This is a genomic window from Methylosarcina fibrata AML-C10 (assembly GCF_000372865.1).
GTDB classification, from domain to species: domain Bacteria; phylum Pseudomonadota; class Gammaproteobacteria; order Methylococcales; family Methylomonadaceae; genus Methylosarcina; species Methylosarcina fibrata.
Window position 1 is genome coordinate 2,992,390 of the sequence record NZ_KB889965.1, and the last position, 14,127, is coordinate 3,006,516.

Annotated in this window: 15 protein-coding genes; 6 read left to right on the top strand and 9 right to left on the bottom strand. The window is 53.4% G+C overall.

Features of this window, described 5'->3' with window-relative positions; all coding sequences use genetic code 11:
- Window positions 1-3: 3 nt before the first annotated feature.
- The 6 genes from A3OW_RS26500 to iscR all read right to left on the bottom strand — a co-directional run bounded on the left by A3OW_RS26500 (window position 4) and on the right by iscR (window position 6,646).
- Complete coding sequence (locus A3OW_RS26500; protein WP_020564083.1) at window positions 4-1,902, bottom strand: diguanylate cyclase domain-containing protein; 1,899 nt, start codon at window positions 1,900-1,902, stop codon at window positions 4-6.
- The gene (locus A3OW_RS0114060) at window positions 1,899-2,315 is read right to left on the bottom strand and encodes a response regulator (protein WP_020564084.1); all 417 of its coding nucleotides are present in this window, start codon (window positions 2,313-2,315) and stop codon (window positions 1,899-1,901) included. Before A3OW_RS0114060 ends, A3OW_RS26500 begins: the two co-directional genes overlap by 4 nt.
- Window positions 2,312-3,808 (bottom strand): sensor histidine kinase, encoded by a 1,497-nt coding sequence (locus A3OW_RS26505; protein WP_020564085.1) that lies wholly within the window; start codon window positions 3,806-3,808, stop codon window positions 2,312-2,314. The genes A3OW_RS0114060 and A3OW_RS26505 overlap by 4 nt, the downstream gene beginning before the upstream one ends.
- Window positions 3,809-4,657: 849 nt before the next feature.
- Window positions 4,658-4,981: a HesB/IscA family protein gene (locus tag A3OW_RS0114075; RefSeq protein WP_020564087.1), complete on the bottom strand. Its 324-nt coding sequence runs from the start codon at window positions 4,979-4,981 to the stop codon at window positions 4,658-4,660.
- Between the two features lie 10 nt (window positions 4,982-4,991).
- Entirely contained in the window at window positions 4,992-6,101 is a 1,110-nt protein-coding gene (locus A3OW_RS0114080) for a cysteine desulfurase family protein (RefSeq protein WP_020564088.1), read from the bottom strand.
- Window positions 6,102-6,154: 53 nt separating this feature from the next.
- Window positions 6,155-6,646, bottom strand: a complete 492-nt coding sequence (iscR, locus tag A3OW_RS0114085) for a Fe-S cluster assembly transcriptional regulator IscR (protein WP_033411748.1) — start codon at window positions 6,644-6,646, stop codon at window positions 6,155-6,157.
- 405 nt (window positions 6,647-7,051) lie between these two features.
- Between iscR and rplM the strand changes: the two genes are divergently transcribed.
- From rplM to A3OW_RS0114110, 5 genes are all read left to right on the top strand, one after another.
- Window positions 7,052-7,480: a 50S ribosomal protein L13 gene (gene rplM, locus A3OW_RS0114090; protein WP_020564090.1), complete on the top strand. Its 429-nt coding sequence runs from the start codon at window positions 7,052-7,054 to the stop codon at window positions 7,478-7,480.
- Window positions 7,481-7,491: 11 nt separating this feature from the next.
- Window positions 7,492-7,884: a 30S ribosomal protein S9 gene (gene rpsI, locus A3OW_RS0114095; RefSeq protein WP_020564091.1), complete on the top strand. Its 393-nt coding sequence runs from the start codon at window positions 7,492-7,494 to the stop codon at window positions 7,882-7,884.
- Window positions 7,885-8,087: 203 nt separating this feature from the next.
- Window positions 8,088-8,819, top strand: a complete 732-nt coding sequence (locus A3OW_RS0114100) for a glycosyltransferase family 2 protein (RefSeq protein ID WP_020564092.1) — start codon at window positions 8,088-8,090, stop codon at window positions 8,817-8,819.
- Entirely contained in the window at window positions 8,812-9,087 is a 276-nt protein-coding gene (locus tag A3OW_RS0114105) for a lipid-A-disaccharide synthase N-terminal domain-containing protein (protein WP_020564093.1), read from the top strand. The genes A3OW_RS0114100 and A3OW_RS0114105 overlap by 8 nt, the downstream gene beginning before the upstream one ends.
- A 24-nt stretch (window positions 9,088-9,111) precedes the next feature.
- Window positions 9,112-10,743: an ArnT family glycosyltransferase gene (locus A3OW_RS0114110; protein WP_020564094.1), complete on the top strand. Its 1,632-nt coding sequence runs from the start codon at window positions 9,112-9,114 to the stop codon at window positions 10,741-10,743.
- 195 nt (window positions 10,744-10,938) lie between these two features.
- Here the strand turns inward: A3OW_RS0114110 and A3OW_RS0114115 are convergent, their stop codons facing one another.
- The gene (locus A3OW_RS0114115; RefSeq protein WP_020564095.1) at window positions 10,939-11,865 is read right to left on the bottom strand and encodes a hypothetical protein; all 927 of its coding nucleotides are present in this window, start codon (window positions 11,863-11,865) and stop codon (window positions 10,939-10,941) included.
- 513 nt (window positions 11,866-12,378) lie between these two features.
- Window positions 12,379-12,984 carry a CPBP family intramembrane glutamic endopeptidase gene (locus A3OW_RS0114125; protein WP_020564097.1) on the bottom strand — a complete coding sequence of 202 codons (606 nt, stop codon included), beginning with the start codon at window positions 12,982-12,984 and terminating at the stop codon, window positions 12,379-12,381.
- Between the two features lie 72 nt (window positions 12,985-13,056).
- On the opposite strand from A3OW_RS0114125, the gene A3OW_RS25055 reads away from it, so the two are divergent.
- Window positions 13,057-13,314 carry a YcgL domain-containing protein gene (locus tag A3OW_RS25055; RefSeq protein ID WP_020564098.1) on the top strand — a complete coding sequence of 86 codons (258 nt, stop codon included), beginning with the start codon at window positions 13,057-13,059 and terminating at the stop codon, window positions 13,312-13,314.
- 28 nt (window positions 13,315-13,342) lie between these two features.
- Here A3OW_RS25055 and dcd read toward each other — a convergent pair whose 3' ends face one another.
- Window positions 13,343-13,909: a dCTP deaminase gene (gene dcd, locus A3OW_RS0114135; RefSeq protein WP_020564099.1), complete on the bottom strand. Its 567-nt coding sequence runs from the start codon at window positions 13,907-13,909 to the stop codon at window positions 13,343-13,345.
- Window positions 13,910-14,127 lie beyond the last annotated feature (218 nt).

Consider the following 14,127-nt stretch of genomic DNA (forward strand, 5'->3'; position numbering starts at 1 on the left):
CGGTCAATACATCCGCCCCTTGATGATTTCGGCATCACAGGGCTCAAAGACATGGACGCCGTTGCGCCCTTTTTTCTTGGCCATGTAACAGGCGGCGTCGGCTTCGCCGATAACGGAAGAAACGCTGTCGCTTTCGGCCGTCAAAGCCGTCACTCCGACGCTCACGCCGACCGAAAACGTTTCCCCCTGCCAGTGAAAACGGAAATTCCGCACGGCATCGCAAAGTTCCTCGGCGATTTGCCGGGCCCGCTCGACCGAGCAGCATTCCAGCAGCAAGCCGAATTCGTCACCGCCCAGCCGGGCCAGCGTATCGCAGGGGCTCAGCAGACTGTGCAACAAATTGCCCAGGCTGTGCAGCAATTCGTCTCCGGCGGCATGGCCGCAAGTGTCGTTGACCACTTTGAACTGGTCGAGATCGAGATAACAGAGCGCGTGCTCGAACCGGTCTTCGTGGGTGCTGGCCAGGGCACGTTCCACGCTGTGCTCGAACTCTACGCGGTTGATCAGGTCGGTCAAAGGATCGTGGCTGGCCTGATAGGAAAGCTTTTGCGCCAGCGCCTGCGCCTCGGTGACGTCGCGAAAGACGATCACGGCGCCGGTAATGTGTCCCTGGCTGCGTATCGGGTGAGAAGAATACTCGGCTTGAAACGAGCTGCCGTCCTTGCGCCAGAGGGTACCGCTGGATCGGATCCGGGCGCCTTTCCGATAGGCGTCGGCGATGGGGCATTCCAGCGCCGGATGAGGCGTGCCGTCGCTGCGGCTGTGGTGGATTTTCACATGGATGTCCTGGCCCAGAAGTTCTTCCCGTTTGTAGCCCAGCATTTCGAGCGCGGCCTGATTGATGAAAATACAGCAGCCTTCGGCGTCGAGCCCGTAAATGCCTTCCCCGGCCGATTCCAGCAGCAGGCGGAAGCGCGCTTCGCTTCTGCGCAAAGCCGCATCCGCCCGCTTGCGCTCGCACAGCTCCCGGTCCAGGTTGGCGTTGGCGGACTTCAGCAGACTGGTTTGTTTTTCCAGTTCCGCGGTGCGCAGAGCGACCAGTTCCTCCAGGCGCCGCCGGTAATAATCCAGCTCCTGCTCGATCACCTTGTCGTCGGTGATGTCGACCAGGATGCCTTGAAGGTAAAGCGTCCGTCCGGTTTCGTCGAGCACCGGATTGGCTTCGTCGAGAAACCAGCGTATCCGGCCGTCGGCCGTTCTCATCCGGTATTCGCAGCGCAAGGACGTATGATGTTCGTACGTCCTTGCGAACTCTTCGATCACGCGCTGGCGGTCGTCCGCATGCACCTGTTTGAGCAGCCCCTCGGAAGTATTCAGCCAGTCTTCGATCGGAAAGCCTAATTGCCTGATTTGCGGGCTGATGTAGTGGAGCTTGCCGGGCGGATTTTCGAGCGAAGCAATGTAGGTGATTGCCGGAATCTGCTCCACCAGATGGCGATACTTGGCCTCGGCCTCGTACATTTTTTTTATCGCCTCGGTTTTCTCCCGGATCGCCCATTGCTCCCGCAGCGCCCGGATGATGATGGCCGGCAGCCATTGCAGGGAATCCTGCTCGCCGTCCTTGACCAGATAGTCGCGGGCGCCCCGTTTGAGAGCATCCACCGCGACCACGGCGTTGTTCGCCCCGGTCAGCATCACCACCGGAACCGGCAACTCGCCCGTTGGATCGGCCAGTTCGGCAAGAAATTCCACGCCGTTGAAATCCGGCAGGTAATAGTCGAGCAAAATACAGTCCGGCTGCTCGGCCTGGGCCAGGTCAAGGCCTTGCTGTCCGGACTCGGCCTCCAGGATCTCGAACACATAGTCCGGATGCTGATTGAGCGCCTGCCTGCAGGCGAGGCGGTCGATGGAATCGTCGTCCACCAGCAGCAGGCGTATGCGGGAAAGATCCGGGCTGTTCATTCCGGCACCTCGCTGAGGGTCCAATAGAGATCGATGGCGCGCATGGTTTCCACAAACTGCTGATAATCGACGGGCTTGCGCATGTATCCCGCCACGCCGAGATCGAAGCTTCCGATCACGTCCCGCTGCTCTTCGGAAGTGGTGAGCACGATCACCGGAATCCGTTTCAAATGATGGTCCGACTTGATTATCCGCAAAAATTCGATACCGCTCATAATGGGCATGTTGAGGTCCAGCAGAATAATGCAGGGGCGCTCATTGGCGTGACCGCGCAGGTAGTCGAGTGCCTCTTCGCCGTTTTCCATATGCACGAGGCGATTGGTGACGTGCAGGTCGGCGAGCGCCCGGCGCACGGTCATGGCATCGACCACGTCGTCTTCGACGAGCAGAACGGCTTTACAAGTCATTTTCATGATGAGGCTTCCTGAATAAAGTGGTTGGGAACGGTGTCGGGCAGCGTAAAGAAAAAGGTCGTGCCCTGACCGCGCACGGATTCGAGCCAGATGCGGCCGCCGTACGTTTCGACGATTTTCTTGACTATCGTCAAACCTACGCCGGTGCTTTCCACGCGGTCGCGCGGATTCAGGGTCTGGAACAATTGAAAGATGCGTTCGAAATGGCGTTCTTCGATACCGGCCCCGTTGTCGGCCACGCTGAACAGCCACATATCGCCTTCCATCCGGCACTCTATGCCGATCCAGCCTTCCGGTTTGTCCATAAAGCGGATGGCGTTGGCAATCAGGTTCTGGAAGACTTGTTGAATCCGGGTTCGCTCCGCCCGCACCGTCGGCAGCCCTTCCGCGCCGGTAATGATAATGTGAGGAGGCGGCGCCAGCAAATCGACGACTTCCCGAACCAATTGTTCAAGATCGACGGTCACCACCGTTTCATGCACCATGCCGATACGCGAATATTGCAATACGCCGTCGATGAACCCGTCCAGACGGCGCACCCGTTGCAAGAGAAGCCGCAAATGTTCCCGGCCTTCGTCGTCGAGTTTGTGCCCCTGGTCGGAAGCGATCCAGTTGGCCAGCGAGCCGATGGCCCTAAGCGGCGCCTTGAGGTCATGGGAAACGACGTAAGCGAAGTTTTTGAGTTCTTCGTTGGCGTTTTCCAGTTCGTGAATCAGCCGCGCCTGCTCCGCTTCCAGATTTTTGCGCTCGGTAATGTCTTCGATGGAGAGAAGGATCAGCTCCCGTCTGTCGCCTGCCGCCAGAAATCCTCGCGCATTGAGACTCAGGATGCGGTGGCCGATGTCGGGAAATTCATGCCGCAACTCGAACGCCCCCACCGGGCAGACTTTGACGTTAATATCAAAAAGGAGTTGCCGAAGCTCCGGAAAGTTCCACTGCCGGCCATGCAGCTCGAAAAAGGGCTGCCCCAGAGTTTCTTCCGGCGTCAACCGGAACATCCGGAAAAAGGTTCGGTTGGCCGAAACCACGCGGTAACCGGTATCCAGAACCACCAAAGCTTCCTGAATGGTCGCAAGAATGCTTTCCGAGAACTCCCACGCCGCCGCGAGGGCTTGCTTGCGGCGAGTGATGTCGTAAATGGTCGCCAGCACCAGTCCGTTCTCGATGGGGCTAAGACTGACGTCGGCAGCGAATTCGCTGCCATCCTTGCGTAAACCGTAGATTTCGAGATCGGTACCCATCATTCGGCTGGAGGGATAAGCCGCATAATCGGCACGCTGCTTCGCATGCAGCGCCCTCAAGCGCTGCGGAATCAAATCCTCGACGGTCAGCGCGGCGAGTTCTTCCTGAGTGTAACCGAACAACTGTTCGGCAGCCGGGTTGACCAGGAGAATATGGCCTTCCGAATCGGCGATAATCTTCGCATTGATCGCCGCATTCATCCACCATCGCAGGTTTTTTCTTTCCAGAACGTCTGAAACCAGAGTCCGCATAAACAACTGTCCGGTTTTAATTGAGTCGGGAATTCGTTTACGAAATTCCTCTTGATCTCGGGCCAGGGAGATTGCTCCAACAACCCTACGAAAAATACGGGGGACGGTATCTTGCGTAGGGTTGTGGCGCGTCTGCTTGAGAGCTTGTACGAAATAATAGATGAAGCATTTGTATGCTTCTTGCGGTTATTTTATTGATAAAAAACCAACATAACAATAAAGCAATATATTTATAACAACATATCATTAACTACCGGAGACATTGCTTTGCTCCCGAATGAAATGACCGCTTCGTTCCATCGGACTTATTCAGGCGAAAAGCGCGGGGAACGATGCTTCATTGCTAACTCCCGGTTTCAAAACAAAAATCCGTCCTATGCAGAGCCTGTCAAGCATCTGCCGGCATATAAAGTTGAAAACTTCGCTCTCTGGCGTCGGTCGGGCAAAAAGCGATCGGGATCGGTTAAAAAGAGCCGTTCTGCCGGCCGTTAAGGCGGGCAGAACATTAACGTCCGGGTTGTTTGTCCCCGACGGGAAGGACTTCCCTCGACAAGAACCGCGTCTACAAGACAACTTCTGCGGAAATTAGACAACCTGGAAAAAGCCGGGATTCCAGGTTGAACGGTTAAATTCCTTAATTTTTATAATTTAATTGTACAATATAATTAAAAGATAATTAAAGAATAAAATGCAAAAAGAAAAAGATAAAAATAGATACTTAAGTTATCCATTGTAAAAGCTTCGAGCTTTCGAGAAAAGCTACGTCGCAGCGGACAGGCGCCCTGAATCTCCGCCCGAATTTAGAAAAGAACGCCGGAGCATTTTCCGGCTATGTACTATGCAACCGGATCAAACCGAAAAACTTTCTCCGCAGCCGCAGGTGGCTTTGACGTTGGGGTTATTGAATTGAAAGGCTTCGTTAATGCCTTCTCTTCGGTAATCCAGTTCGATCCCATCCACGTAAGGCAGATCGCTTTTCCGGACGATGACTTTGACTCCGAAATTTTCAAACACGGCGTCGTCTTCCATCAGTTGATCGGCGTACTCCAGCGCATAGGCGTAACCCGAGCATCCCGACTTTTTGACGCCCAATTTCAAGCCGATGCCTTTGCCGCGTTTTTCCAGTTGTTTCTTTATCTGCCGGGCTGCATTCTCGGTTAACAATACGGACATATCGACCTCTTTATGGTTGGCGCACCAACGTTTTCAATAAATTGACAAAAGTAAAAATTTCCGCCTCGGTATTGGACTTTCCCAGGCTGATGCGGACGGCGCTCATGCCCAGCTCTGCATCCACGCCCATCGCGACCAATACCGGGCTGAGTTCCTTGCCGCCGCTGGCGCAGGCCGACCCGCTGGAAACGGCGACGCTTTTTTGATCCAGCCTCATCACCAACATCTCCCCGTCGGTTCCGGCCATGCCGAATTGTACGGTATTGGGCAATCTTTCGGCAGAACGAGCGAACAGAGTGACGCCCGGAATCGAGCTCAGTTGCGCTTCCAGCAGGTCCCGTAAAGCCCGAAGACGGCGGCTTCGCTCCGTAAGTTCGGCGCCTGCCAGCTCCGCCGCCTTGCCGAAACCGACGATGGCGGCAACATTTTCGGTGCCCGCCCGCAATCCTTGCTCCTGACCTCCGCCCCGCAAGATCGGCCTGATCTCGACCGACTTGTCGAAAACCAGGGCGCCGCAGCCTTTGGGACCGTATATCTTATGGCTGGACAACGACATCAGATGAACCCCGAGTCCGCTAAAATGCACCGGGATTTTGCCCGCCGCCTGCACGGCATCGGTATGAACGAGAATACCATGGCTTTTTAATTGCTCGGCGTATCGGGCGACAGGCTGAACGACGCCGGTCTCGTTGTTGGCCAGCATCATCGAAACCAGGCCGGGCTTGCGTTCGAGCAAACCATCGACGGCGTCCTGTTCGATCACTCCGTCGGCATTGACTTCGATCAGGGTCAAGGCGTGACCCTGACTGTGCAAATGCTCGGCCGGCTCGATAATCGACGGGTGCTCTACGGCCGAAACCGCCAATCCCCGGCCCGGCGGGAGGCTCGCCAGCGCCAGATTATTGGCCTCGGTGCCGCCGCTGGTAAATACGATTTGCGAGGTCGAGGCACTCACCAAGGAGGCGACCTGCTCGCGGGCATTATCGATGGCGCTTCTGACGATTCTGCCTTGACGATAGAGACTGGAAGGATTTCCATAAAAGGCGCCCAGATAAGGCAGCATCGTCTCCAACACCCGCTCGTCGAGGGGGGTGGTGGCGTTATGATCGAAATAGATCATTCAGGAGCAATACATAAGAGTCAGACCGTCCGGCTCGGCCGCGTAAACGCCGCTCAGTCCGGATAAACGTTAACTCCGGTTTGACGGTGGATTTCGATGATATGCTGGGCTTCCAGCTCCTGCCGCCGGGCCACTTCCTGAACCTCGTGTTTTTCCAGCAGATCGGCCAGCGTAATGCCTCTCAGGTATTCCCGTATCTGCTCGCTCAAACCCATCCAGAGATCGTGCGTCAGGCAGGCCTGTTGCTTCTGGCAGTTGGCCTCGCCGCCGCATTTGGTGGCGTCGATCTGCTCGTCGACCGCGGCAATAATGGCGGCGATGCTGATATCGCTCGCCTTTCCGGCCAGCTTATAGCCGCCGCCCGGCCCGCGCACGCCTTTGACCATTCCGGCGCGGCGCAATCGCGCGAACAACTGTTCAAGGTAGGACAGGGAAATGGTTTGACGAGTAGCAACCTCTGTTAAAGTAACGGGTATCTTTTGGCTGTGAAAAGCCAGATCCAACATTGCAGTGACCGCGTAACGGCCTTTAGTGGTTAAGCGCACAACACACCATCCTGAAGAAATTACAACATTCAAATACTATACTTAACCTAGTGTAATAGTCAACTATTAAACCTTAAAAATTTAATACTTAATGGATTACATAACTACTTTCAGACCGCAAGGCCGAATTAGAGACTATTGCTCCGGTTCAATTTACAATTCTTTTGAATCGAGCCGGAGATTGCCGGAACCTATGGAACTGATCCAAACCGCCCCCCTTCTGTCCGGAAAATTATCCGGCCCCCGCCAATAGCCCGTTTCCACGTTGAGCTCAGGAATGGTAGAGGATGTATCCGGGCATTGATAATTCTTTCCGACAATCGATAAATAAATTTGTAAAAATTATTAATATTTAGTAGAATTCTGGATCTTTTATTGAGCCTTTAACAGAAAGACGAAGTCACGATGAAAACATTTAGTGCAAAACCAGCAGAAGTCAAGCGCGATTGGTACGTAGTTGATGCGGAAGGGAAGACGCTCGGACGTCTTGCTTCTGAAATTGCGCGTCGTCTTCGCGGCAAACACAAACCGGAATATACACCGCATGTCGATACGGGCGATTATATCATCGTAGTCAATGCCGAAAAAATTGGTGTTACCGGCAATAAAGAAAAAGACAAACTGTATCAACATCATACCGGCTACATCGGCAATTTGAAAACCGTCAGCCTCGGCAAATTGAGAAAAACCTTCCCGGACCGCATTTTAACCACCGCGGTTAAAGGCATGCTGCCCAACAACCCGCTGGGCCGCGCCATGTTCAAGAAACTGAAGGTTTATGCCGGTCCCGAACACGATCATCAGGCTCAACAGCCAAAAGTTTTGGAAATTTAAGCGAGTAAACCATGGCAACAGCTCAATATTATGGCACAGGCCGTCGTAAAAGCGCGGTAGCACGCGTTTACGCGACATCCGGCACCGGCAAAATCATTATTAACAAAAAACCGATCGAAGAATATTTCGGCCGCAAAACCGACCAAATGGTTTCTCGTCAGCCTCTGGAATGCATCGAGATGGCCGGAAAATTTGACGTCAACGTGATCGTCAAAGGCGGCGGCCCGTCCGGCCAGGCTGGCGCCATTCGCCATGGTCTGACACGCGCGTTAATGGCTTATGACGAAGCGCTGCGCTCCCCTCTGCGCAAAGCCGGTTTCGTGACTCGCGACTCCCGCGAAGTCGAACGGAAAAAAGTCGGATTGCACAAAGCAAGAAAACGCCCTCAATACTCCAAACGTTAATCATTGCATTAGCGTCCTATGTGGCCTTTGGCTGCATTGCATAAAAAAGGCTGCGATCTCCAATGATGCAGCCTTTTTTTTTGATTTTCAGATTAACTAAAATTTAACATAAATTTAATTCACTTTTAACCCGAGCTGCTCCATACTGGCGGGATAACGCCGATCGGCATTTGCATCGGGTCCGCGATACTAAAACAGGCATCATGAAGATTTCAATTGTTATCCCGGTGCACAACGAAGCTGAAAACGTCCTTCCGCTACTGGAAGAGATTGAGGCCGCAATGAAAACAGCCGAAGCTTACGAAATTATCTTTGTGAATGACGGCAGCAAGGACAACACCGGAAGCGTGCTGAAAGAAGCCATGCCCCGGCACAAACACCTGCGGGTTCTTCATCATCAACAAAGCTGCGGACAAAGCACAGCCATTTTCAACGGCGTCAAGGCAGCCGTCCATCCTTTCATCGCGACGCTGGACGGCGACGGCCAAAACGATCCGGCCGACATTCCCCGGCTTTACGAAGTGTTGCAGCAAAAACGGAAACTCTCGCCCGACTTATGGATGATTGCCGGCTGGAGAAACGCCCGGTACGACTCCCGATGGCGGCTGTTTTCGTCCCGAGTTGCCAACACCGTTCGCTCGGGACTCTTGGGGGACAACACGCCGGATACCGGCTGCGGTCTGAAAGTCTTCTTGAGAGAAAAATTTCTGGAACTGCCCTATTTCGACCATATGCACCGTTTTTTGCCGGCCTTGATCCTGAGAGCGGGCGGACAAGTGGTCTCCGAACCCGTCAAGCATCGAGCCCGGTCCGCCGGCCGTTCGAACTACGGTACGCTGGATCGGCTCTGGGCGGGCATCACCGATCTTCTGGGCGTCATGTGGCTGCAAAAAAGAGCAAAACGCGCGGTCATCGAGGAAACTCAACATGGATAAAGAAACCATCTGGCTTGCCGTCGGCTTTTTAGGACAGGCATTATTTTCTGCCCGTTTTCTGGTGCAATGGATAAAAAGCGAAAAGGAAAAAAAAAGCGTTTTTCCTATCGCCTTCTGGTATTTCAGTATTGCCGGGGGCGTCACTCTGCTGGCTTATGCCGTTTATCGAAAGGACCCCGTATTCATTCTGGGCCAGCTCAGCGGACTTTTGATTTATTTTCGTAATTTATATTTTGTTTTTTACGAACGCAAAAATCCGGTTGCCTGATCCGAAGCCTTGAGCCATCCTGACATGTACCGACTTCTGCCCGTCCGCTTATGGGTATTCCTTGTCTGGGCGACTTTAATTGCCGTCAGTCTTTACACCAGACCCTTGCTGCCTGTCGACGAAACACGATATGCGGCCGTTGCCTGGGAAATGTGGCTTCGAAATGATTTCCTTGTTCCCCATCTGAACGGAGAAAGCTACAGCCACAAACCGCCCTTGCTGTTCTGGCTGATCGCATTAAGCTGGAAGCTGTTCGGCGTCAATGAAATCTCGCTTAGACTCATCTCGCCGCTGTTTTCCTTGGCCGCTTTATATTTATCCGCCCGCATCGCCCGTGTGTTATGGCCGGATAGAAGCAGAACCGCCGAACTGGCGCCTCTGCTACTGCTGGGATCGCTGGTCTGGATCGTTTACAGCACGCTGACGATGTTCGACATGATGCTGGCGTTTTTTGTCGTGCTCGGCATCTTTAGCTTGGCCAAACTGGGCGACACCCCGAGGTCGATGCCGTATTGGAGCTTGCTGGGGATGGCGATCGGCGGCGGCCTTCTGAGCAAAGGCCCGGTGGTATTACTGCATCTATTGCCGATCGCGCTGCTGGCGCCGTGGTGGCTGACGGAAAAACCCGCCGGTTTCCGCTGGTCCCAATGGTACGTCCGACTCTTTTTCAGCTTTGCGCTGGGCGCTCTGATCGCCCTCGGCTGGGCCGTTCCCGCCGGCTATTCCGGCGGCGAAGCCTACCGGAATGCGATTTTCCTGGGACAAACCAGCGGCCGCCTGGTTGAATCTTTCGCTCACCGATATCCGTGGTGGTGGTATCTTCAGGTGCTGCCTCTTTTATTACTGCCCTGGTTGCTGGCAAAACCCTTGTGGACCGGTTTAAAAAAACTGACGCTGCAAGACCGTGGCGTTCGTTTTTGCGCCGCCTGGATCGTGCCGGTCTTTCTGGCTTTCTCTCTGGTCAGCGGCAAGCGCATCCATTACCTGTTGCCGTTGCTACCGGCTTTTATTCTGCTGGCGGCGCGGGCTGCGGACGAAACCGCCGAAGAGAAAGGGTGGGAAAGAGCTCACCGCCCGATCGTTACGATTTATGCCGTGCTGGGCCTGGTTCTGGCCTGCCTGCCCCGGTTGAACGATAAATTCCATTGGGCGCAAGACTTGTCATCGCTTTCGCCAGCGTGGGGCCTCCTGCTGCTCGCCAGTGCCGTCCTGTTGGGGCTAAGTAGAGCTGCCACCGCGGCGCAATCGGTTTTTCATGCCGCCGTCGCCTCAGCCGCCGCATTGATTCTTGTCTCCTGCGGTTTTTTCAGCCTGAAAGCCCGGAGTTTCGATACCACGGAAGCAGCTCGACAAATTTCCCGGCTCATGGCGGAACAAAAAGAGATCGCCTATTACGGCAGCAAGTACCACGGCCAGTATCATTTCAGCGGCCGTCTGATCCGCCCTATTTCGGTCATATCCCGCTATCAGGACCTCTACCGCTGGGCCCAAGGCCATCCCGACGCTTATATTATTGTCGACTACCGGGAAACCGACGCTTTACCGAAAACAATTTTCAGTTACAGCTATCCTTTCAAGAACCACAAGATCGGTGTAATGGCGGCAAAGGCGCTGCTGGAAAATCCAAATCTTGCAAACGAACTCCATCCTTTTTGATTCAGTTTCAGCCCGTACGGTTTTACTCCGAGCGCCGGCGCTCCGACGTGACGTGGAGCTTCGCAGTCGGCATGATTTGCCCGGGCGGCATAGATTGCCGAGTCTAGTTCGGCGCCGAATCAAAAAGACCTGAGGGGAATCTGCCCGATCAGACCGTTTTTCTTTCCTTAACCGAAGCCATGGCATGACGCCGAGCTAATCGTTCTGTTTTTTAAGCAGATTTTCGATCATGGGCCAGCCTTTCTCACGCCAGATTCTGACGCCGGCAGACACCATCCTTTTGCCCTGCTCGGCCAACGCCTTAAGATCCGTCAGAAAACTGCGCAGACGGGCCTTATTCTCTTCCGAAGTCATTTTTTCCCGCCATTGCAAATAGTGAGCGCCGATGCCGTCGATAAAAACCGGCCGGTAAAACCACATTTCGAGAATGGAAGTGACCCACATGAACAAAAAGGAGACGGCCATGCCCATACCGGCCAGAATGACCAGCCAGGCAAATAACGGATGTATTTTGGTCAGCCACCAGGACATGATATCGGCCAGCAGAAACCCGTAAGGCATGCCGATGGCGATGCATTTGTATTGAGTGGTCGTCGTTTCGGCGAAACTGAAAATCAAGCCGACGAACATAAAAATGAAACTGATGCCGAACAGATGGATGTGCGATACGCGAGTCAGGGACTGAAAGGTCGCGCCTTCATCCTGGGCCGTCAAAGCTTTCAACGGCTCGAAACGGCTAAAGTCCGGAATTCCCGCGGCGTCCTTGTTGTGGCACATAACGCAGCGGTTTTCGATGATTTTATCGACGCCGGACTCCTTATACTCGTCCGGGTCCGCGCCGTCTCTGACCCACTGGATAATGGCAAAGCGTTCGTTTTCAGGCGCGTTGTTCTTCATCGAACCGTTGAGCTTCGTTTCCAGAACGGTTCCCGAACGGTTTCCGTAATAACTGTAGACAATGTCGTCGATCGACAAACCGAATTTTCCGTCGGCCATACCGTGAGTGAACAATATTTGAACGAGCGCAACAAAATAACCGATGCCTACGGTGCACAAGTAACCGGTAAACAATACTTTTAGCGGGGTATCCTGATCTTTTAATGGCGTATATTTTGAAGTCATGTCACAGTCCTGTTTTATAAATTACTTTCCGCAATGGCCGATTGTTTTCAACCAGGCCGAAAAAACGGCAACTGTTGAAAATCAAGTCGATTAACGCGGTATTTCGGCACATCTTGCCGGAATTCGGCGCCGCTCAAACTCAGCCGGACCGAGCGGCGCTATTTGTTTTTGCGACGGAAAAACTTAAATTCGAATGCTATGGCGCGCCCTTTCGGGAGCATTGAGAAATTAAGCCGGAACCACGTCCGGCAAGCGTCCCGGCTATTTATTCAGGAACGAAGCGACTCATGATCGTTGCATTCCATTCCGATCGGCATCGGCCGATTACCTGCGATCGACTCGATGCGAACAAGTCAAGGAATAAAGGGAAATGGATTACTCGCCTTTATCTTAACATACTCTATTTTTCAGTATCATTGTTCGGGCTTAAAAATAGAGAGATTTAATTCAAAAAATATCCGAAGAGATTAAATTTTTTATTTCCACCGATTTCATTCAATGCAGAGTCTTCGCCTACAGCGAAGAGCGGCCGGCCCGATACGCGCGCATGAGCATCACGAATGCCAGAAAATCGTACAGGGAATGAATAATGATCGGTATCAGAAGGTTCCGGTGCCCCTCATAGTCCAGCGACGCCCCCAGATAGATTCCCACCAGCCCGGCCAATACCGCGTAAAGCGGGGTGACCGCATGCACCAGTCCGAAAATGACGTTGCTGGCGACAAGCCCGGTCAGTCCGCCCCACCGCGTCTCCAGCCAGGGCTGGACGACGCCGCGAAACAGGAGCTCTTCCGATATGCCGGCAATCAGGGCCAAAATGAACAGATCGGTCCAATGATAACGGTGCAGGCCCGGCCCCAGCGTTTCCAGCAACAAGCGCCTGATCTTTTTAAACGACTCTTTCTCTACGTGCTCCAGGGCCACAAACATTAAAAAAAGCGGAACGGTTCCCAGCATTCCATAAGCGATCGCCGATTCGGAAAAATAAATGTCGGCGAAAGGGTCTATATCGGCCATCCAGCCTAACAGGATCGCAACAAGAATCAACGAAGCTTCAAAAAGACAAGCCTTTACAAAAAAATCGCTCGGATTGAAGTGAAGTTTGTCCGTTTTTTTCATAATCTGCTAAACCGGCGCTGGAGCATGTCGGGCAATTTTGGTTAAAATGAGACAGAACCGGAGTTGTCTCTTATGCAATGTTATATTTATAAAAGCTCTAAAAAGCAGAATCTTTACCTGTACATTAAAAACAAGGACGATTTCTCAAGCGTTCCGGAAGCGCTCTTCGGCAGCCTGGGCAAGCTGGACCTGGTCCTCGAACTGGAGCTGACGCCGGAACGCAAATTAGCCAAGGAAGACCCCGAGAAAGTCATCGCCAGCCTCAATCAAAAAGGCTATTTTCTCCAGTTGCCCGCCACCGACGTACCGCCTCCCCTGCAATTGCAGTGATCCGTTCAACGAAAATCACATAACCCGGTTACGCCTTGGGCAGGGTCACCCCGGTCTGCCCCTGATATTTACCGCCTCTGTCCTTATAGGAGATTTCGCACACTTCATCGCTGCCGAAAAACAGCATCTGCGCGACCCCTTCATTGGCATAAATTTTAGCCGGTAACGTGGTGGTATTGGAAAACTCGAGGGTGACGTGACCTTCCCATTCCGGCTCGAGCGGCGTGACATTGACGATAATGCCGCAGCGCGCGTAGGTCGATTTCCCGAGGCAGATGGTCAGCACGTCCCGGGGAATCCGGAAATATTCGACGGTGCGCGCCAGCGCGAACGAATTCGGCGGAATAATGCAGACGTCCGACTTCACGTCGATAAAACTGTTCGAATCGAAATCTTTCGGGTCGACGATCGCCGAATTGATGTTGGTAAAAATCTTGAATTCATCGGAACAGCGCACGTCGTAGCCGTAGCTGGACGTGCCGAAAGAGATCACGCGCCCCCGCCCGGAGTCCCTGACCTGACCGCTTTCGAAAGGCTCGATCATGCCGTGTTGTTCCGCCATCCGGCGTATCCATTTATCCGATTTAATGCTCATGGAATAGTCAATACCTGCAATATCTAAAATAGGGTAATGTCCTCAATGCCCTGTATTTTCAAGAAGGAAAAGTCCGGAAGCCCGTACCCAGAAAGACCTCCTCTTGAAAAAAGCCGATAGCATCAAGATACCCGCAAAAATAAGGCCGTAAAACGGCGATTGTAACAAAGTCGATCACGACGGGCCACGAACTTGAGATCGGAACGAGCCTCGGCCAA